Here is an 18548-nt window from a genome sequence, read left to right on the forward strand (position 1 = left end):
GTTCGCTCATGGGAGAGGGGACTTAATTCACCGGCTTCAGCAGCACGTGCTTCTTCTTGCCCAGCGAGAGTTTTATCGCGCCGTCGATCAGGTCGTCCAATCCAAGATTCGCGCGCTCATCCGCCACCGTCGCATCGTTGACCTTCAGGCCGCCGCCCTTGATTTGCCGCCGCGCTTCGCCGGTCGAACCGACCAGTCCCGCTTTGACGAAAGCCGAGAGAACGCCAAGGCCGGCCTCAAGCTCTGGCCGTGCGATGCCGACGCTCGGCAGGCTCGCCGCGGCAATACCTTCTTCAAAGGCCTGCCGCGCCGTCTCGGCCGCTTGCTCGGCTGCGGTGCGGCCATGCACCATAGCCGTTGCTTCCGTCGCGAGGATCTTCTTGGCCTCGTTGATCTCGGCGTCGCGCAGCGCGGCGAGCCGGTCAATTTCGTCCAGCGGCAGTTCGGTGAAAAGCTTCAGGAAGCGCGCGATGTCGCCATCCTCGCAATTGCGCCAATATTGCCAATAGTCATAGACGGAGAGCATGTCGGCATCGAGCCAGACCGCGCCCTGCGCCGTCTTACCCATCTTGGCGCCGGAGGCGGTCGCGAGCAGCGGCGACGTCAACGCATAAAGCTGCGGCGTGCCGAGCCGGCGGCCAAGGTCGATGCCGGTGATGATATTGCCCCATTGATCGGAGCCGCCCATCTGCAGCGTGACGCCATGACGCCGGCTGAGCTCGACGAAATCATAAGCCTGCAGGCACATGTAATTGAATTCGAGGAAAGAGAGCTCGTGCTCGCGATCGAGCCGCAGCTTGACCGAATCCATCGCCAGCATGCGGTTGACCGAGAAATGCCGGCCGATGTCGCGCAAAAAGTCGATGTAGTTGAGCCCGAGCAACCAATCGGCATTGTCGGCCATGATCGCGTCGTGTTTGGCCGCGCCGAAGGTCAGGAATTTTGAGAAGACCTGTTTGATCCCGGCTTTATTGGCCTCGATGGTCTCGTCCGTCAGCAGTTTGCGGCTCTCGTCCTTGCCCGAGGGGTCGCCGACGCGCGTCGTGCCGCCGCCCATCAATGCGATCGGCTTGCCGCCGGTCTTCTGCAACCAGCGCAGCATCATGATCTGGACGAGCGAGCCCACATGCAGCGAGGACGCTGTGCAATCGAAGCCGATATAGGCGACAAGATCGCCGCTCTTCGCCTTCGCGTCGAGCCCCGCAAGGTCCGAGCACTGGTGCAGGAAGCCCCGCGTTGAGAGCACGCGAAGAAAATCGGACGTGGGGCGGAAGGCTTCGGACACGGGCACCTGCGCGATTGGGAAATGCGCCGCGAAACTAACCCCCGGCGGCGCCGCGTCAAGAGCAGGCGCGCCCTAACCATGTTCCTGCCAGCGGGGGCGGCCTAAGGCGGCGCGAAAAGCGGTGTGATGCCGAGCGTATCGATATAGACAATCCCTTCTTCGACCCACAGCGGATATTCGGCGAGCGCGCTTTCCTGAGATGCTTGTCGGCGATGACGAGCCGCATCCCGCCCTCGGCAACGGTGTCGGCTTTGCACACGCGGGTAAACATGGCCGCTCCTGGCCCGGATTCTGCACATTCGGTTCAGCAAAAAGAATGCCGTCCAGACAGCGTCAGAATCCGGAGCGCGAACATGAATCTTCCTGAAGGGAGCCTGCTGCAGCCCTTCGTCGCGCAACGTCTCGAAGACCTGAAAAAGGCGAAAGCCAAGCGCTCCATCGGCCAGTTGCAAGGCAAGATCGGCGAAATGCCGATCACGCGCGGCTTTGCCAGTGTCTTGGCGGCGCATTTCGTTGCGAAGGGCGAGCCCGGCGTCATCGCCGAGATCAAGGGAGCGTCGCCTTTCGAAACGAATTTCCGCCGGCCGGTCAATTACCGCGATTTCGGTGAGGATTTCGAAGCTGTCGGTGCGGTATGCCTTTCCGTCGCGATCGAGAGAAAAGCCTTTGCCGGGTCCATCGCCGATCTGGCGACCGTCAGTCAGGCTGTGCATATTCCGATCCTGGCGCGCGACATCGTGATCGATCTTTATCAGGTGCTTGAGGCGCGTCACGTCGGCGCCGACGCGATCACTCTCTCCGTTGCGCTGCTCGGTGACGAATTGCCGGAATTCATTCAACGCGCGACGGCGGTGGCGCTCGATGCCTTCGTCGAGGTCCATACAGTGGACGAACTCGATCGTGCCCTTGCCGCGGGCGCCAAACTCATCGCCGTGACGAACCGCGACATTCACACCTTTGAACTCAAGCCCGGCACCTGCGCGGAATTGCTACCGAAGATCTCGGCAGGTAAGGCACTCGCGGTCGCGGAAGGCGATCTCGGCACAGCCGAGGATATCGCCGCTATGGGCGCGGCCGGCGCCAAGGCCGTGCTCATGGGCATCAGATTGATGAAGAACCGCGATCCCGCCGGCGTGCTCGAACGCGCGCTTGGCGTTGAGACATTGGAGGACTGATCCTCCGCGCCTTATCGCGATCTGAGGGCTGGCACCCATATTGCTGACCTTGCGATGATCGAAGCGTGAACCTTCTCAGACACTTTGCTGTGTCGGAGATGCGTCATGTTTTGCGCGAAAGGTTACAAAGGAGCGCGTCGGGCCGATGACGGATATGGCGGAACTGAGGAAACGCAAGGAACCGCTCAATCTGGCGATCGTCTATGTCGATCCCGATTCTTTCATCGCCAACATCGTGGGCTGGCTGGAGATTACCAATTTCATCTCGGCGCAGCGGCTTGGCGAGGCGCAAGTGCCGGCTGATGGACTGACGCCGAAGCTGACGCCCGAAGACCTGCGCAAGGGCAATGTGCATGAGATCGGCAATGATGCCCTCTTTGCCTTCTGCATGACGGCGGCGCTCAAGGGTGACAAGCCGGCGATCGACAAGGTCGAGGCGGCGCTGCTTGAAAGCATGGGCAAGGATTTTCCCGGCGCGTCGGCGCTTTGGTATTTCCGCGGCCAGATCGACGCGCCGGTGACGCTTGAGGATTTCGTCGGTCAGGCGGGCAAGAAAATGCTTCTCGGTGACATTCCGCCGCCGCCTTTGCGCGCCAAGGAAAACTGGAGCAACGGCCTGCGTTTCTTCGAAAAGGCGCGCAAGTCCAACTTCAATCACGAGATCATGTATCCGCTCGCGAAATGGACGCGCGAGCGCTGGAACGAGACTTTGGAGAAAGGCGTCGCCTTCCTCGCGCATATCGAGGATAGCGTGCCCGTTCTGCGCGACGTGCTGGAAGATGCCCGCAACGACCAGCCCTTCATCGCCAATGCGCTGCTTCGGCTCGCCCCGGCGGTCGATATGGAATTGACCGAGGAGTACGAAGGCTTCCTGCGCTCGCTGGCACGGCGGAACTAGCCGAACACCCGTTTGAGCATGGCGCCGCTGGCGCTCTCGGCAATCTCGCGTAGGTAATGGTTCGCGGCTTCGAGCCCGGTGCCGCCGTGGTCGAATTCGGATTGCAGGCCATCGCGCAGGCCCCAGGCGGCGGGCAGGAGCGGGAAGCCCTCCGTCTCGATCTTCTGCTGCGCCTGCGCGATCTGGCGTTCGGAGCGGCCGGTCTTCGACAGGATCAGGGCAATCTTGCCCTCGGCGCCCTGACGGGCGAGGCGGCGGGCAAGGGCGAGGGTGGGGCGCAGATCGTCCTCCGACGTGCCGGTCGGCAGAAAGACGACGGAGCTTTCCTCCGCGACCTCTTTCGTCAGATCGTCGGCGAGGCCGCGTGTATCGGCGACGATGAGATCGAAATTCTCTTCGGTCTTGCGCAGCTTTTTCAGGCTTTTGAACGCGCGCGTATCGATTTCGGGCTCAATATTGCGGCGCAGACGCGCGGCATTCCATTCGACGCAAGTCAATTGCTCAAGGTCGAAATCGGCGAGCAGAACCTTGTGGCCCGCGCGCGCCGCCGCGACGGCGAGAAGGCGCGCGAGGCTGCTTTTGCCGACGCCGCCCTTCTGCCCGACGAAGGCAACGAGGCTGAGTTCTTTCTTCATGCCAAGCGCCTCACACCCTTTGCTCTGTAAGAGCCGAACCCAGCGGTCACTTGCCGCACTGAAATACAAGGGGACATCGCCAGGCGGGCGCAAGTTTTTTCCAGAGGGCTGATCGCGCAATCGCTTTTTTTACGGTGGATTGTCATAATAGGCGCTGCTCTGGAGGGAATATCGGTGACGCGCGCGCTTGGCTTGATGAGCGGAACATCTCTCGACGGTATCGATGTCGCCATCATCGAGACAGATGGCGCTGCGGACGTCACGCAGGGACCGGCGCGGTCTTTCGCTTACGACGACGAGGACCGCGCGCTTCTGCGCGCTGCCTTGGCCGCAGCGCAAGACCTGCCAGCCGACCCTGCTGCGCGCATGGCGCGTCCGGGCGTCCTCGCCGAAGCGGAGCGCCGCGTCACAACCCGCCATGCCGAGGCCGTGCGCGACTTTCTGATCGCGGAAATGATCGATCCGGCTTCCGTCGATATCGTCGGCTTTCACGGCCAGACCGTGATTCATCGCCCGGCCGAGCGTTTCACGGTGCAGATCGGCGACGGCGTCCAACTCGCGCGGTCGGTCGGCCGGCCTGTCGCTTATGATTTTCGCGCTGCCGATGTGGCGGCAGGCGGGCAGGGCGCGCCGCTCGTGCCCATCTATCACCGCGCACTGGTCGAGGCGGCCGGATTCGCGGAGCCGATCGTCGTCGTCAATATCGGCGGCGTCGCCAATCTCACCTATGTCGATGGCGGCGCGCCGGTCGCCTTCGATACCGGGCCGGGCAATGCGCTGATCGACGACACGATGTTTTCGCGCGCCGGCGAGAAGATGGACGGCGGCGGGTTGACCGCCGCAGCCGGCAAGGTCAATCCCGTCGCGCTCGCCGAACTGCTGGCGCATCCTTTTTTCGCACTGCCGCCGCCGAAATCGCTCGACCGCAATGCATTTTCAAGCGCCGCCGTCGCCGCTCTGCCGCTCGAAGATGCCGTCGCGACGCTCACCGCCTTCACCGCGCACAGCATTGTCCGCGCGCTCGACCACCTGCCGAAGCAGCCCAAGCTCGTCGTACTTGTCGGCGGTGGCGCGCATAATCTGACGTTGCGTTGGCAATTGATGCAGCTCCTGCCTTGCGGGCTGGTGGTGGCCGAGGCTCTCGGTTGGTCGGGTGACGCGCTGGAGGCGCAAGCCTTCGCTTATCTCGCCGTGCGGCGGCTGAAGAATCTGCCGATCACGTTCCCGACAACGACAGGAGTCGCGGAGCCTATGCCGGGCGGTTTGATCGCTGGCGCGAATTGACCTACGCGCGGAACCATCGTCACACTAGCATGCGGATTGCGGGCTAGGGTGCCGGCGATCCAATTCCGCTGCGAGCCGCAAGGAGCTGCCATGCCCCGCCTGACGCCCATTCCGCCTGCTGAACTCAGCCCCGAGCAGCGCGTGCTCTATAACGACATGAAGGAAGGGATTGAGACGAATTTTAAGGGTTTCACCGCCATCCGCAGCGACGGTGCGCTGATCGGGCCCTGGACGGCGTGGCTCACCGAGCCGAAGTTCGGGGAAGCGAGCTGGCATCTCGTCCGTGCACTCGCCGACAAGCCTGCGTTGCCGCGCAATGTGCGCGAGGTCGCCATTCTCGTCACCGGCGCGCATTTCAAATCGGCCTATGAGCTTTATGCGCATGTGTTGGTCAGCGAGTTGCGCGGTCTCTCGGATGAAAAGATTTCAACGATCGTTGCCGGTCAGCGGCCTGTCGATCTGACTCGCGAAGAGGCCGTCGCCTATGATTTCGCCAGCGCCCTCATCAGCGGCGGCACCTTGCCGGAGCTGACCTACCGGAGTGCGGTGCAACTCTTCACGCCGCATGGCGCGGCGGAGCTTTCCTATCTCGTTGGGCTGTATGCGCTCGTGTCGATCACGCTCAACACGTTCGACATTCCGGTGCCGGAAGTGTAGGCGGCCAGACAGACCCTAGATGAGCGGGCGCGTGGCGTTTTCGACATCGTCTACGCGCGCCAATTTCTTCAAGGCATCTTCATTGATGATCCTCAAGGTCCGGTCATCGAGCTCGATCGATCGTTCCTTGCGCAGTCTTTGCAAGGTCTTGTTGGTGTGGACGAGGGAGAGTCCGAGCGTATCGGCGAGATGGCTTTGTCGCATGGGCATATCGAGCTGGTTGCGCTTCGTCATCCCCAGTCCGCGCGCCTTGTCGAAAAGATACCAAAGCAGATAGGCAATGCGCTCGATCGCGGTTCTGCGCCCGAGTGAGAGGATTTGCTCGTCCAGACTGCGCTCCTGGTTCGCCGCGAGCCAAGTGACGTCATAGGCGAGTTGCGTGTCGCTCGCGAAGAACGTCCAAAGCTTGTCGCGTGGGAAAACGCAGAGCACGGAATCGGTTAGCGCCTCGATGCCATGTCCCAAGGTTTCCGACATGGAAGATTGCAAGCCGAGAAAATCGCCAGGCAACGCATAGTTTATGATCTGGCGACGGCCATCCTCGAGGGTCTTATAACGGAACGCCCAGCCGGACAAAACTGTAAACAGGTGGCTCGCACGGGCTTGCTCAAGCAATATGGTTCCACCCGGCGCGACGGTCAGCTCACCGATTTTAAAAGCCTGAATGACGTTTACATCGATAAGCCGCCCGCCAAAGACGGGAAGCTCGCGCAAGGGACACTTCGCACAAGGCGTGGCGATGTTCTGACTTGCTGTGCTCGCCATAAAATCAGATCCGATAAATGCTGTGAAAAATCTGCGCCTCATAAGAGGCCGTGAGATCAATCACAAGCAAGCCTTCCTCCCGGCGACTCGCTTATGTCAAAGTTAAATGACCCGCACGCCAGAAGGGTCTACGCACCGCACGGCTGGAGGTGCGATGCGCATTTTCGATTTTATGGATCGTATCGAGCGGACGGACGCGCACGGCGCCCGTAGCTATCTCTTCGCCTTGGCTGCTACGGCGCTGGCAGCCGTGTTGCAGAACACTTTGACTGCTGCGACGTTCCCTTTCCCGCTTTTGTTCTATGTGCCCGCCATCGGCCTGGCGACGCTCTATGGCGGCGCGGGCCCCGGCGCTTTGGCAGCTGTCCTGTCGGCGCTCGGTGTTTTCCATTTTGCATGGCCCGGGCCCCACGTCGGCGTGCAGGGATGGACGCTGATCCTGCCTTATATTGTTTATGCTACTGTAATAGCTGGATATGTATTCATAATCAGCGCGCTCCGGACGAGGTTCGCCGAGATGCGGCGGCAGCACGTCGAGGCGGCGGCAGAGCTCAATTCGCTCGATGGGAAGTTGCGCGCGCTCCAGCATCGCATGACCAGCAACATGCAGGCCGTGGCGAGCTTGCTGACATTGGAGAAAATGAAGCTGCGATGGGACCCCGGCGCGGTTCGCGTCCTCGATGACGCCCGGCAGAGAGTCGTCGATATGAGCCGGATCAGCCGCCGGCTGAACGAGCGGGTCGTGGAAGGACTAGAGATCAAGGACTATCTGCAATTGCTCTGCGCGGATTTTCAATCGGCCGCCGCTTCGCACGAAATCGTCAGCGTCGTTTCGGACGATGTCGATATCAAGGACCCGGAAAAGCTGATGGCCTTGTCCGTGCTGATTGGCGAAGCCATCGGCAATGCGTTGAAACACGCATTTCCTGACAAGCACGTCGGAACGATTTCCGTCGCGCTCAAGCGCATCACCCCGACTTCTTGCCGCTTGATCGTTCAAGACGACGGTTGCGGCTTGCCGCAGCACATCGACCTCGCGGACCCGGCCACAAGCGGCTTTCTCATCATGCAGGCGATGGCGGTTCAGATCGGCGGCAAACTTGAAACTTTGCCGTCGTCATTGGGCACGACGCTGAGCGTGCGTTTCGACGCCTAGCTTGTCCGCTCGGCGGGTTCCGCGCGCGTCGGCGTCGGCAGCTTCGGCGGATTGCCGAGGCGGCGGTCGAGATAAATGCCGACTTCTTCGATGAGCGGCTCGACGCAATTTTCGAAGAAATGGTTGGCGCCGGGAATGACCGCGTGCTCGATCGCGATGCCCTTCTGCGTCTTCAGCTTCTCGATCAATCCGGTGACCTCCTTCAGCGGCGCGACGCGGTCCTGATCGCCGTGGACGAAGAGGCCCGAGGACGGGCAGGGCGCGAGGAAAGAGAAGTCGAAGCGGTTGGCCGGCGGCGCGACCGAAATGAAGCCCTCGACCTCCGGCCGGCGCATCAGAAGCTGCATGCCGATCCAGGAGCCGAAGGAGACGCCGGCGATCCAGCAGGCGCGCGCTTCGGGGTTGATTGCCTGCGCCCAATCGAGCGCGGCCGCCGCATCCGAGAGTTCGCCCTGGCCGTGGTCGAACGCGCCCTGACTGCGACCGACACCGCGGAAATTGAAGCGCAGCACCGAAAAGCCGCGCTCGGCGAAAGCATAATAGAGATTGTAGACAATTTGGTTGTTCATCGTCCCGCCGAACTGCGGGTGCGGATGCAGGATGATGGCGATCGGCGCCCCACGCTGCGCCGAGGGGTGGAAGCGCCCCTCGAGACGACCGGCTGGACCGTTGAAAATGACCTCGGGCATTCGATCTCCTAAAAGCTTGCGGTGTGCTCCGCACTAGCCGCGGTATGCCGCGCCGCAGGCCTGCTATCCCGCGGGTTTGCTTGACGCATAGGCCACTGGCCCACATAATCTGGCGTTAGAATTGTTCTAACCGTTTCGGCGCGTTATAGCGCCAGTCCAAACGGCATGCCGGCAAATCAGGGGTCTTCCTCTACACGCCCGGCCATCCGAATTGCAATTATTTTGGCACGGCGAAGGGCTTTTTCATTTCGCCTTGCGCCAGGGAAGGGTGATCAGTGCAGCGTTCGCGCGCCTATCTCGATCATAATGCGACGACGCCGCTGCGGCCCGTGGCGCGCGAGGCCATGCTTGTAGCCTTGACGCAGGAGGGCAATGCCTCGTCCGTGCATCATGAAGGCCGGGCGGCGCGGGCGCGGCTCGAATCGGCGCGCGAGGCTTTGGCTGGCTTCGTCAAAACCCAGCCCAAGAATGTTTATTTCACCTCGGGCGCGACCGAGGCACTGAACCTCGCTCTCACGCCAGAACTTGAGCTTGACGGTAACAAAGCCCCGTTCGAGATGCTTTTGGTCGCGGCCGGGGAACACGCCTGCGTTCTCGCAGGGCATAGATTCCCCGCGACCGCCGTGGAGAAACTGCCGCTGACGGCAGACGGCGTCCTCGACCTCGCCGCTCTCGACGCGGCTCTGGCCCGCCACGCGGGGCGCCGGGTGCTGCTGGCGCTCCAGGCGGCCAATAACGAGACGGGCGTCATCCAGCCGGTTGCCGCGGCCGCGGCCCGGGTTCACGCCGCCGGCGGAGCCTTGGTTTGCGACGGTGTCCAGGCGGCGGGCAAGGCACCCAGTGACTTTTCCGCCCTGGACGCGGATGTTCTGGTGCTTTCGGCCCATAAAATAGGTGGTCCACAGGGGACGGGGGCCCTTTGTTTTGCAAAGAGTCGCCATCATATTTTAAATGGTCTAATTCGAGGGGGAGGTCAGGAGCGTGGGCTCCGCGCCGGAACCCAGAATGTCGCCGCGATCGTGGGCTTTGCGGCCGCGGCCGAGGCTTTGGCTCAGGCGGGGGTGGCCGAAATGGCCCGGCTCGCCGGTCTGCGTGACCGGCTGGAGCGGGCGGTTAAGGCCCTCGCGCCGGAGGCCGTGATTTTTGGCGCGGGAGCGCCACGTTTGCCCAATACGGCGAATTTCGCCGTGCCGGGTGTGGGGGCGGAGGTTTTGTTGATGGCGCTCGATCTCGAAGGCGTCGCGGTCTCGTCAGGGTCCGCCTGCTCTTCGGGCAAGGTCAAGCGCTCGCATGTTCTCGAGGCGATGGGCGTGCCGCCTGCATTAGCGGAAGGCGCGATCCGGGTCAGCCTCGGCTGGAATAGCGAGGAGGACGATGTGGAGCGGTTTCGGATCGCCTTCGTCAGGGCGGTCGAGACGCTCAAGGCAAAGCGGGTGAAGCCCGCCGCGTAGGAATTGAAGTCTGAACCAGCGGTCCTTGAAACCGCCGAGGTGAGGAGAGAAGAATGGCTGCGGTGCAGGAAACGATCGATCGCGTCAAAGCGATCGACGTGAGCGAATACAAGTACGGGTTCTCGACCGATATCGAGTCGGACAAGGCGCCCAAGGGTCTCAACGAAGATATCGTCCGTTTTATTTCGGCGAAGAAGAACGAGCCGGAATGGCTGACCGAATGGCGGCTTGAAGCCTATCGCCGTTGGCTGACGATGACGGAACCGCGCTGGGCGCGCGTTTCCTACGGCCCGATCAATTATCAGGATCTCTATTATTACGCTGCGCCGAAGACGGCTGCGGGGCCGAAGTCGCTTGACGAGGTCGATCCGGAACTTCTGAAGGTCTACGAGAAGCTCGGCATCCCGTTGAACGAGCGGGCGATCCTCGCCGGCGTCGAAGGCGCGGGCGAAACAAGCGGCCGCATCGCCGTCGATGCGGTGTTCGATTCCGTCTCGGTGGTCACGACCTTCAAGGAAGAGCTTGCCAAGGCCGGCGTCATCTTCTGCGCCATCTCAGAGGCGGTGAAGAACCATCCCGAACTCGTGCGCAAATATCTTGGCTCGGTTGTGCCGCCCACCGACAATTTCTTCGCGACGCTGAACAGCGCCGTGTTCTCGGACGGCTCGTTCGTTTATGTGCCGCCGGGCGTGCGCTGCCCGATGGAGCTTTCGACCTATTTCCGCATCAACGAGAAGAATACCGGCCAGTTCGAACGCACTTTGATCATCGCCGACAAGGGCGCCTACGTCTCCTATCTCGAAGGCTGCACGGCGCCGAAGCGCGACGAGAACCAGCTCCATGCCGCGGTCGTCGAGCTGATCGCGCTCGAAGACGCCGAGATCAAATATTCGACGGTGCAGAACTGGTATCCGGGCGATTCCGAAGGCAAGGGCGGCGTCTATAATTTCGTCACCAAGCGCGGCGATTGCCGCGGCGCGCGCTCGAAAATCTCCTGGACGCAGGTCGAGACCGGCTCGGCCATCACCTGGAAATATCCGTCCTGCATCCTGCGCGGCGACAATTCGCGCGGCGAATTCTATTCGATCGCGATTTCGAATGGCCATCAGCAGGTCGATTCCGGCACCAAGATGATCCACCTCGGTAAGAACACGACGAGCCGGGTGATCTCGAAGGGCATTGCCGCCGGCCATTCGCAGAACACCTATCGCGGTCAGATCTCCGCGCATCGCAAGGCGACGGGCGCGCGCAATTTCACCAATTGCGACTCGCTGCTCATCGGCAACGACTGCGGCGCGCATACCGTGCCCTATATCGAGGCGCATAACCGCTCGACGCAATTCGAGCATGAGGCGACAACCTCGAAAATTTCAGAGGATCAGCTCTTCTATTGTATGCAGCGCGGGCTCAATGCGGAGGAGGCGACGGCGCTCATCGTCAACGGCTTCGTCCGCGACGTGTTGCAGCAATTGCCGATGGAATTCGCCGTCGAGGCGCAGAAGCTGATCGCCGTTTCGCTCGAAGGCAGCGTTGGCTGACGCCCGCGCCTTCGCCCACAAGGATTAAAGCCATGTTGGAAGTCAAGAACCTGAGCGTGTCGATCGGCGACCGCGAAATCCTGAAGGACTTCAACCTCCAGGTCGCGGACGGCGAGGTCGCGGCGATCATGGGGCCGAACGGCTCCGGCAAATCGACGCTCTCCTACGTTATCGCCGGCAAGCCGGACTATGAGGTCACGTCGGGCGAAGTGCTGCTCGATGGCGAGAACATTCTCGAATTGTCGCCGGACGAGCGCGCCGCCAAGGGCGTGTTCCTCGCCTTTCAATATCCGGTCGAGATTCCGGGCGTCACGACGATGACCTTTCTGAAAGCGACGCTCAACGCCATCCGCCGGCAGCGGGGCGAACCGGAGCTTTCGATCCCGGATTTCGTGAAGCGCGTGAACAAGGCGGCAGCCAAGCTCGACATCAAGCCCGATCTCCTGAAGCGCGCGGTCAATGTCGGCTTCTCGGGCGGCGAGAAGAAGCGCATGGATATTTTCCAATTGGCCTTTCTGGAACCGCGCTTCGCCATTCTCGACGAGACGGATTCCGGCCTCGATATCGATGCGTTGCGGGTCGTCGCCGATGGCGTCAACGCCTTGCGCACGAAGGATCGCAGCTTCCTCGTCATCACGCATTATCAGCGCCTGCTCGAATATATCGTGCCGGACAAAGTGCATGTGATGGCGGGCGGCCGGATCGTGCGCAGCGGCGGCAGGGAGCTGGCGCATGAACTCGAAAAGCGCGGCTACAAGGATTACGTCGAAGCGGAAGTGGCATAGGCCATGAGCATTCAGATCATTCCCACGGCAACAGCGGCGGAAAACGCGCTGGCGGAGACATTCAGAGCCGCCAAAGCGACTCTGCCGGGCAATACCGCGGTGGCCGAACAGCGCGCCCACGCCTTCGAGGCTTTCGCCCGTGCCGGCCTGCCGAACCGCCGCCTCGAAGCCTGGCACTATACCGATCTGCGCAATCTGATGCGCCAGGCGCTGCCGCTCGCGCCGGTGCCCAATGCGCGGGACATTGCAAAGCTCGCCACGGAGGCGGCGCGCTTGCCGTCGCCGCGGCTTGTCCTCGTCGATGGTGTCTTCGCGCCGGAACTGTCCAGCCCGGTGCCTGCGGGCGTGACGGTGACGTCGCTTGCCGCCGCCCTCGCCAAGGGCGAACCGGCACTGACTGAGGCCCTCGGCGCTGTCTGGGCGGAAGCCGACGATGCGATCATCTCGCTCAATGCGGCTTTGATGCAGGATGGCCTCGTCATCGATGTGGCGCCGGGCGCCAAGCTCGAAGCGCCGCTCCATATCGTCTATGCGACCGTGGCGTCGGAGCCGGCGGCGCGTTTCTCGCGCTCGCTGGTGCGCGTCGGCGCGGGTGCCACATTCCGCTTCAACGAATTGAGCCTGGGGCAGGGCGGCCGCACGGGCCAGACCAATAATGTGCTGATCCTCGACGTCGGCGATGGCGCCGATGTGGCGCATACGCTCTCGCTCACCGGGACGGAACCGGGCAGCCTGCGGCTCGAAACCTTCCTGGTGAAGCTCGGGGCGAAGGCGAAGTTCGACAGTTTCGCGCTGATCACCGGCGCGGGACTGGTGCGCCGGCAAATCTACAAGCTCTTCGCCGGGGCCGACGCGAAGGCCGCGCTGCGCGGCGTGTCCCTGCTGCGCGGGCGCGAACATGCGGACACGACGCTCTTCGTGCGCCATGCGGCGACGGGCTGCGAGGGCCGCCAGAATTTTCGCTATATCCTCGATGATGAGGCGACGGGTATCTTTCAGGGCAAGATCGTCGTCGATCGCCTCGCCCAGAAGACCGATGGGCGGATGCTCGCCAAGGCTCTGGTGCTCAACGACGACGCGACCATGAACAGCCGGCCGGAGTTGGAAATCTTCGCGGATGACGTGGCCTGCGGTCACGGCGCGACCGTCGGCGGCCTCGATGCCGATCAGCTCTTCTATCTCCAGGCGCGCGGCCTGCCGGCGAAGGAGGCGGAAGCCTTGTTGCTCGAAGCTTTCGCAGCCGAGCCTGCCGACGCGATCGGCGATGACGCGCTCGTCGCCGCCTACCGCGCCGAGATCGCGGCCTGGCTCGCAGGGAGGGCGAAGGCATGAATGAGCATGTCGCCGCGCCGCTCGATGTGGCCAAGATCCGGCAGGATTTTCCGATCCTGGGGTTGAAGCCCTATGGCAAGACGCTGGTTTATCTCGACAATGCTGCTTCGGCGCAGAAGCCGCGGCAGGTCGTCGATCGCATGGTCCACGCGACCTATAACGAATATTCGAACGTCCACCGTGGGCTGCATTATCTCGCCAATGCCGCGACCGAAGCCTATGAAGCCGCGCGCGAAAGCGTGCGAGGGTTTCTCAACGCCGGCAGTATCGACGAAATCATCTTCACCAAATCGGCGACGGAAGCGATCAATCTCGTCGCATCCTCGTTCGGCCAGCGCTTCATCAACGAGGGCGATGAGATCGTCCTCTCGATCATGGAGCATCACGCCAATATCGTGCCCTGGCATTTCCTGCGCGAGCGCAAAGGCGCGGTGCTGAAATGGGTGGATGTCGATGACGAGGGCAATTTCTCGCTCGAAGCCTTCGAAGCCGCGCTGACGGACAAGACCAAGATCGTCGCCATCACGCATCTCTCGAACGTCCTCGGCACGGTTACGCCGATCAAGGAGATCGTGAAGATCGCCCACGCCCGCGGCATCCCGGTGCTGGTCGATGGGGCGCAGGGCGCCGTGCATCTCGATGTCGATGTGCAAGACCTCGATGTCGATTTCTACGCGATCACCGGCCACAAGCTTTACGGGCCGACCGGCGTCGGCGCGCTTTATGGCAAGGCGGAATGGCTGGAGAAACTGCCGCCATTCCTTGGTGGCGGCGAGATGATCAACGAAGTCACGAAGGACCACGTGACCTATAACGATCCGCCGCATCGCTTCGAGGCCGGCACGCCGCCGATCGTCCAGGCCGTGGGCCTCGGCGCCGCGCTCGATTATATGCGCGAGGTCGGCCGGGCGAAGATCCATGCGCATGAGACGGCGCTCGGCCAATATGCGCATGAACGCATGTCGCAGCTCAATTCGGTGCACATCTTCGGCCGCGCCAAGGGCAAGGGCGCGATTCTCGCCTTCAATCTCAAGGGCGCACACCCCCACGATGTGGCGACGATCATTGATCGCGAAGGCGTGGCAGTCCGCGCCGGTACGCATTGCACCCAGCCGTTGCTGGCGCGGTTCGGCGTGACCTCGACATGCCGTGCCTCGTTCGCGATGTACAATACGTTCGAGGAAGTCGATAAGCTCATCGAGGCTTTGCAGCGGGCGGAGGGTCTCTTTGGCTGAGGACATGATCACCGAGACGGCGCAGACACCAGCGGGCGGGGCCGCACCGGCCGTCGAACCGGCATCGCCCAATTCGCCGCAATGGTTCTTTGCGCCCGGCGTCACGCCGGACGAACGCGCGCGGCTGACCGAGGAGGCGATTGCGGCGCTGAAGACCGTCTTCGATCCGGAAATCCCCTGCGACATTTACGAGCTTGGGCTGATCTATTGCGTCGTCATCGACGACAGCCGTAAAGTGCTGATCGACATGACGCTGACGGCGCCAGGCTGCCCGGTCGCCGGGGATATCGTCCAATCGGTCGAGAACGCGGTCGGCACCGTGGGCGGCGTGTCGGCGGTCGAGGTCAACATGGTCTTCGATCCGCCGTGGGATCAAAGCCGGATGTCGACCGAGGCGCGGATCGCGCTCGACTTTTATTGATGTGAACGAACGCCGGCGTACCTATATAAGGGTCACGCGAGGAGATAGATGATGGCGAAAGCCAAGTTCCCGATCATGACTTTGACGCAGGCGGCAGCCGATCGCGTTCGCACGCTGATGGCCGACCGCGCCATCGCCGGGCTGCGCGTCGGGGTCAAGAACGGCGGCTGCGCCGGCATGTCCTATACGCTGGATTATGCCGAGGCGATCGGCCCTTACGATGAGGTTGTCGAGGACAAGGACGTGAAGGTCATCGTCGATCCGAAGGCGCTGATGTTCCTTCTCGGCACCGAGATGGATTTCCGTACGGACAAGCTCGGCTCGGGGTTCACCTTCAACAACCCGAATCAGACGGGGGCCTGCGGTTGCGGCGAATCCGTCGCCATCACGCCAGCCAGCGAAGCCCAGATCGCGGAAGCACGCGGCTAAAGCATCGGACCGAAAAGTACGCGAAGCGGTTTTCGGATCAATCCGATGCGATGAAAAGAACTTGACGTCGCGCGGCGGAGAACACGTCCACCGCCGTGAGTTTTAGGCTTCCTCCGCCTCTTCCACGACACTCGGCTTCAGCTTCACCGGGCGCAGCAAAAAGCTCGGGACATGATCTCCCATGCCGACGACGGGTTGATCGTCATGGCCATTGTCGCGCGATCTGGCGCGATCGGGGCGTTGATGGCTGCGCTCCCTGTGATCCGGCACTTTTTGCTCTGGCGCCCTAGGGGCGTGTTGCCGTGGCTCGTGTTGTCTCGGCTCTTGTGACCTTGCCTCTTGTGGCCTTGGGTCGTGTGCTTTGGCGGCCGCAGGGCCATTGCTCTTTGGGGCGTCGTGAGGAGCCTCGCGCGTCCGTTTGCTCTGTTCGCGCGGCTCGCGCGCGCTGTGTTCGCGCGGGGCACGGGTGCGCTCGCCGCTGGTCCGGCGGCCGCCGCGCTGGCGCGGGGAGGCTTCCTCCTCGTCGTCCTGCGTGAGCGTGTCGAGCGTCGCGCCTTGCTGCCATTCGACAACGCGGCCGATCAGCTTCTCGATTTCTGCAAGATGCTTCTGGTCAGCGCGGGTGACGATCGAGATCGCCGTGCCCAGTTTGCCGGCGCGGCCGGTGCGGCCGATGCGATGGACATAATCCTCGGCATGGACGGGCACGTCGAAATTGAAGACATGGCTGACATCGGGAATATCGAGGCCGCGCGCCGCGACATCCGAGCAGACGATGAGATCGACTTCGCCGTTCTTGAACGCGTCGAGCGAGGCCATGCGCGAGCGCTGGTCCATGTCGCCATGCAGCGCGCCGGCGCGGAAGCCATGCTTCTGCAGCGATTTGTGCAGGATCGCCACATCGCGCTTGCGATTGCAGAAGATGATGGCGTTCTTGAAATTATCGACCGAGCGGATGAGGTGGCGCAAAGTCTCGCGCTTGGCCGGGCCGGACGGGGAGGCGACGAGCACCTGGGCGATGGTCGCGGAGGTAGAGGCAGCCGGGGCGACTTCGATACGGACGGGATTGTGGAGGAAAGCCTCGGTGAGGCGAACGATTTCGGTCGGCATTGTCGCCGAGAAGAAGAGCGTCTGCCGAGTGAAGGGGACAAGCTTGCAAATGCGTTCGATGTCGGGAATGAAACCCATGTCGAGCATCCGGTCGGCTTCGTCGATCACTAGGATCTCGATGCCGGTCAGGAGCAGCTTGCCGCGCTCGGCGAAATCGAGCAGGCGGCCGGGCGTCGCAATCAGCACGTCGGCGCCGCGCATGATCTTGGTTTCCTGATCGCCGAAGGAGACGCCGCCGATCAGGAGAGCGACGTTGAGTTTGTGATTGATGCCGTAGCGGCCAAAGCTTTCCTCGACCTGGGCTGCCAATTCCCGCGTCGGCTCAAGGATGAGGGTGCGCGGCATTCGCGCGCGGGCGCGGCCTTGTTCGAGGCGCGAGAGCATCGGCAGCGTGAAGGCTGCGGTCTTGCCGGTGCCGGTCTGGGCAATCCCGAGCACGTCGCGCCCGGCGAGGACTTCGGGGATGGCCTGGGCTTGAATGGGAGTAGGTGTGGTGTAACCGGAAGCTTCTACCGCCTGTAGAACCTTCTCGCTGAGACCAAGTTCTCTAAAAGTCATATTCGTCCTGAAAACAGCGCATGCGGTCCGGCTGCGGATCGCGACTTTGCGAATTACGACACGGACATTGCGCGCTAAAGCTCAAAGGCGCTTCCGGTACCCGGAATGGACCGAGCGGCAAACTTGGCGCCTTAAGGGAAATCGGACACGCCCCAGTTTTGGGCGAATCTGCCGGTCCGAACCGCTCTTTAACGCTGATATCGGCAGGATGCAAACGGATTACAAGCTCACGCCGGTGCATGAGGCGCAAATCTCTGGAATAAAATGATTAATTCGTTGCCAATCGCGCCGCCGGCTGCTGCCGGGGCGAGAAAATCCGCATCAGGACGAAGATCGTCGCCAGAACCGCCACATAAACGATGAGCTGCAATTGCGTCGGCTGGTCGGTATAGCCGAGCAGGGTGTGGGCAATGCGGCCGACCCAGGAATCGTCGGCGAGCAGCCAGGACGTGTCCCAGACCGTGCGGTCGAGCACGGTAACGATGTCGCCCTGATCGAGGAAGCCGACCGCCTGGGCCGCCATGCCTGCCGCGATGAAGGAGATGAGCGCCGTCGTCACGCGGAAGAGATAGCGCATCGGGATGGTGATGAGGCCGCGGAAGGTGAGATAGGCGACGGCCACGCCGCCCAGAAGCCCGAGCACGCCGCCGATGAAAATATTGGCCACTGTCGTGCCGCCGTTGGCCAGCACGCCATAGAGAAACAGCACGATTTCCGAGCCTTCGCGCAGCACTGCGACGGCGACGACGATGGCGAGCGCAAACAGCGACTTCGAACCGCTGCTCACCTCCCGCCCGAAGGAGCTGAGTTCCTGCGTCATTTCGCGGCCGTGCCGCGCCATCCAGACATTGTGCCAGGTGAGCATGACGACGGCCAGCGAGAGCACGGAGGCGTTCAGGACTTCCTGGCCCGTGCCGGCGAGAGCCTCGGCGATCAGGCCGGTGAATAGCGCGACAATGCTGGCCCCGAGAACGCCCGCCGCGACACCGCCCAGGACATAGCGCAACCGGTGCGGCACGGTCTGCGTGACGGCGAGGACAACACCCACGACAAGGCCGGCTTCGACAACTTCACGAAAGACAATGATGAGGGCCGCGATCACGATGATCCACTTTCAGCGATTTCAGGGGTCGCCCGAGAAGGGA

At 62.4% G+C, this 18548-nt stretch carries 18 protein-coding genes; 12 read left to right on the top strand and 6 right to left on the bottom strand.

Going from position 1 to position 18548, the window contains the following annotated elements; all coding sequences use genetic code 11:
• Window positions 1–22 precede the first annotated feature (22 nt).
• Window positions 23–1285, bottom strand: coding sequence for a tyrosine--tRNA ligase (tyrS, locus tag CWB41_RS12900; RefSeq protein WP_115837529.1), 1263 nt, complete (start codon window positions 1283–1285; stop codon window positions 23–25).
• A 353-nt stretch (window positions 1286–1638) separates the two neighbouring features.
• Between tyrS and CWB41_RS12905 the strand changes: the two genes are divergently transcribed.
• Both CWB41_RS12905 and CWB41_RS12910 read left to right on the top strand, forming a co-directional pair.
• Window positions 1639–2460, top strand: a complete 822-nt coding sequence (locus CWB41_RS12905; protein ID WP_165204333.1) for an indole-3-glycerol phosphate synthase TrpC — start codon at window positions 1639–1641, stop codon at window positions 2458–2460.
• A 145-nt stretch (window positions 2461–2605) separates the two neighbouring features.
• Window positions 2606–3358 (top strand): hypothetical protein, encoded by a 753-nt coding sequence (locus CWB41_RS12910; RefSeq protein ID WP_115837527.1) that lies wholly within the window; start codon window positions 2606–2608, stop codon window positions 3356–3358.
• On the opposite strand, the gene CWB41_RS12915 is transcribed toward CWB41_RS12910, so the two are convergent.
• A complete protein-coding gene (locus CWB41_RS12915; protein WP_115837526.1) occupies window positions 3355–3993 on the bottom strand; it encodes a ParA family protein in 639 nt (212 codons plus the stop codon). The two genes, CWB41_RS12910 and CWB41_RS12915, sit on opposite strands and share 4 nt — an antisense overlap.
• A gap of 174 nt (window positions 3994–4167) precedes the next feature.
• Here CWB41_RS12915 and CWB41_RS12920 point away from each other — a divergent pair, with 174 nt between their 5' ends.
• Both CWB41_RS12920 and CWB41_RS12925 read left to right on the top strand, forming a co-directional pair.
• Entirely contained in the window at window positions 4168–5277 is a 1110-nt protein-coding gene (locus CWB41_RS12920; protein WP_342633317.1) for an anhydro-N-acetylmuramic acid kinase, read from the top strand.
• 90 nt (window positions 5278–5367) lie between these two features.
• On the top strand, window positions 5368–5934 hold the full coding sequence (locus tag CWB41_RS12925) for a carboxymuconolactone decarboxylase family protein (RefSeq protein ID WP_115837524.1): 567 nt from the start codon (window positions 5368–5370) through the stop codon (window positions 5932–5934).
• Between the two features lie 15 nt (window positions 5935–5949).
• On the opposite strand, the gene CWB41_RS12930 is transcribed toward CWB41_RS12925, so the two are convergent.
• The gene (locus tag CWB41_RS12930; protein ID WP_165204336.1) at window positions 5950–6648 is read right to left on the bottom strand and encodes a Crp/Fnr family transcriptional regulator; all 699 of its coding nucleotides are present in this window, start codon (window positions 6646–6648) and stop codon (window positions 5950–5952) included.
• A gap of 205 nt (window positions 6649–6853) precedes the next feature.
• On the opposite strand from CWB41_RS12930, the gene CWB41_RS12935 reads away from it, so the two are divergent.
• Window positions 6854–7855, top strand: a complete 1002-nt coding sequence (locus CWB41_RS12935) for a sensor histidine kinase (RefSeq protein WP_165204338.1) — start codon at window positions 6854–6856, stop codon at window positions 7853–7855.
• Here the strand turns inward: CWB41_RS12935 and CWB41_RS12940 are convergent.
• Window positions 7852–8544: an alpha/beta hydrolase gene (locus CWB41_RS12940; protein WP_115837521.1), complete on the bottom strand. Its 693-nt coding sequence runs from the start codon at window positions 8542–8544 to the stop codon at window positions 7852–7854. The genes CWB41_RS12935 and CWB41_RS12940 overlap by 4 nt on opposite strands.
• Before the next feature lie 275 nt (window positions 8545–8819).
• Here CWB41_RS12940 and CWB41_RS12945 point away from each other — a divergent pair, with 275 nt between their 5' ends.
• The 7 genes from CWB41_RS12945 to CWB41_RS12975 are packed head-to-tail and all read left to right on the top strand — an operon-like array spanning window position 8820 to window position 15735.
• The gene (locus tag CWB41_RS12945) at window positions 8820–9995 is read left to right on the top strand and encodes a cysteine desulfurase family protein (protein ID WP_115837520.1); all 1176 of its coding nucleotides are present in this window, start codon (window positions 8820–8822) and stop codon (window positions 9993–9995) included.
• A gap of 53 nt (window positions 9996–10048) precedes the next feature.
• Window positions 10049–11533, top strand: a complete 1485-nt coding sequence (sufB, locus tag CWB41_RS12950; RefSeq protein WP_115837519.1) for a Fe-S cluster assembly protein SufB — start codon at window positions 10049–10051, stop codon at window positions 11531–11533.
• 32 nt (window positions 11534–11565) lie between these two features.
• On the top strand, window positions 11566–12318 hold the full coding sequence (gene sufC, locus CWB41_RS12955) for a Fe-S cluster assembly ATPase SufC (protein WP_115837518.1): 753 nt from the start codon (window positions 11566–11568) through the stop codon (window positions 12316–12318).
• Window positions 12319–12321: 3 nt separating this feature from the next.
• Window positions 12322–13650 (top strand): SufB/SufD family protein, encoded by a 1329-nt coding sequence (locus CWB41_RS12960; protein WP_115837517.1) that lies wholly within the window; start codon window positions 12322–12324, stop codon window positions 13648–13650.
• A complete protein-coding gene (locus tag CWB41_RS12965) occupies window positions 13647–14885 on the top strand; it encodes a cysteine desulfurase (protein ID WP_115837516.1) in 1239 nt (412 codons plus the stop codon). The genes CWB41_RS12960 and CWB41_RS12965 overlap by 4 nt, the downstream gene beginning before the upstream one ends.
• A 4-nt stretch (window positions 14886–14889) precedes the next feature.
• Window positions 14890–15306 carry a DUF59 domain-containing protein gene (locus tag CWB41_RS12970; protein ID WP_115837515.1) on the top strand — a complete coding sequence of 139 codons (417 nt, stop codon included), beginning with the start codon at window positions 14890–14892 and terminating at the stop codon, window positions 15304–15306.
• Between the two features lie 51 nt (window positions 15307–15357).
• The gene (locus CWB41_RS12975; RefSeq protein ID WP_181902988.1) at window positions 15358–15735 is read left to right on the top strand and encodes a HesB/IscA family protein; all 378 of its coding nucleotides are present in this window, start codon (window positions 15358–15360) and stop codon (window positions 15733–15735) included.
• Window positions 15736–15837: 102 nt separating this feature from the next.
• Here CWB41_RS12975 and CWB41_RS12980 read toward each other — a convergent pair whose 3' ends face one another.
• Together CWB41_RS12980 and CWB41_RS12985 are read right to left on the bottom strand one after the other, a co-directional pair.
• Window positions 15838–17403: a DEAD/DEAH box helicase gene (locus CWB41_RS12980; RefSeq protein WP_115837514.1), complete on the bottom strand. Its 1566-nt coding sequence runs from the start codon at window positions 17401–17403 to the stop codon at window positions 15838–15840.
• Between the two features lie 268 nt (window positions 17404–17671).
• Window positions 17672–18505 carry an FTR1 family iron permease gene (locus CWB41_RS12985; protein ID WP_115837513.1) on the bottom strand — a complete coding sequence of 278 codons (834 nt, stop codon included), beginning with the start codon at window positions 18503–18505 and terminating at the stop codon, window positions 17672–17674.
• Between the last annotated feature and the right edge of the window lie 43 nt (window positions 18506–18548).

This window comes from Methylovirgula ligni (assembly GCF_004135935.1).
Classification (GTDB): Bacteria; Pseudomonadota; Alphaproteobacteria; order Rhizobiales; family Beijerinckiaceae; genus Methylovirgula; species Methylovirgula ligni.

What these genes read in the sequence shown, in the direction of transcription:
- CWB41_RS12905 (WP_165204333.1), top strand. Translation starts at nt 1,639, where the DNA reads ATGAATCTTCCTGAAGGGAGCCTGCTGCAGCCCTTCGTCGCGCAACGT.
- sufC (WP_115837518.1), top strand. Translation starts at nt 11,566, where the DNA reads ATGTTGGAAGTCAAGAACCTGAGCGTGTCGATCGGCGACCGCGAAATC.
- CWB41_RS12970 (WP_115837515.1), top strand. Translation starts at nt 14,890, where the DNA reads ATGATCACCGAGACGGCGCAGACACCAGCGGGCGGGGCCGCACCGGCC.
- CWB41_RS12910 (WP_115837527.1), top strand. Translation starts at nt 2,606, where the DNA reads ATGACGGATATGGCGGAACTGAGGAAACGCAAGGAACCGCTCAATCTG.
- CWB41_RS12975 (WP_181902988.1), top strand. Translation starts at nt 15,358, where the DNA reads ATGGCGAAAGCCAAGTTCCCGATCATGACTTTGACGCAGGCGGCAGCC.
- CWB41_RS12980 (WP_115837514.1), bottom strand. Translation starts at nt 17,403, where the DNA reads ATGACTTTTAGAGAACTTGGTCTCAGCGAGAAGGTTCTACAGGCGGTA.
- sufB (WP_115837519.1), top strand. Translation starts at nt 10,049, where the DNA reads ATGGCTGCGGTGCAGGAAACGATCGATCGCGTCAAAGCGATCGACGTG.
- CWB41_RS12965 (WP_115837516.1), top strand. Translation starts at nt 13,647, where the DNA reads ATGAATGAGCATGTCGCCGCGCCGCTCGATGTGGCCAAGATCCGGCAG.
- CWB41_RS12935 (WP_165204338.1), top strand. Translation starts at nt 6,854, where the DNA reads ATGCGCATTTTCGATTTTATGGATCGTATCGAGCGGACGGACGCGCAC.
- CWB41_RS12915 (WP_115837526.1), bottom strand. Translation starts at nt 3,993, where the DNA reads ATGAAGAAAGAACTCAGCCTCGTTGCCTTCGTCGGGCAGAAGGGCGGC.
- CWB41_RS12925 (WP_115837524.1), top strand. Translation starts at nt 5,368, where the DNA reads ATGCCCCGCCTGACGCCCATTCCGCCTGCTGAACTCAGCCCCGAGCAG.
- CWB41_RS12940 (WP_115837521.1), bottom strand. Translation starts at nt 8,544, where the DNA reads ATGCCCGAGGTCATTTTCAACGGTCCAGCCGGTCGTCTCGAGGGGCGC.
- CWB41_RS12960 (WP_115837517.1), top strand. Translation starts at nt 12,322, where the DNA reads ATGAGCATTCAGATCATTCCCACGGCAACAGCGGCGGAAAACGCGCTG.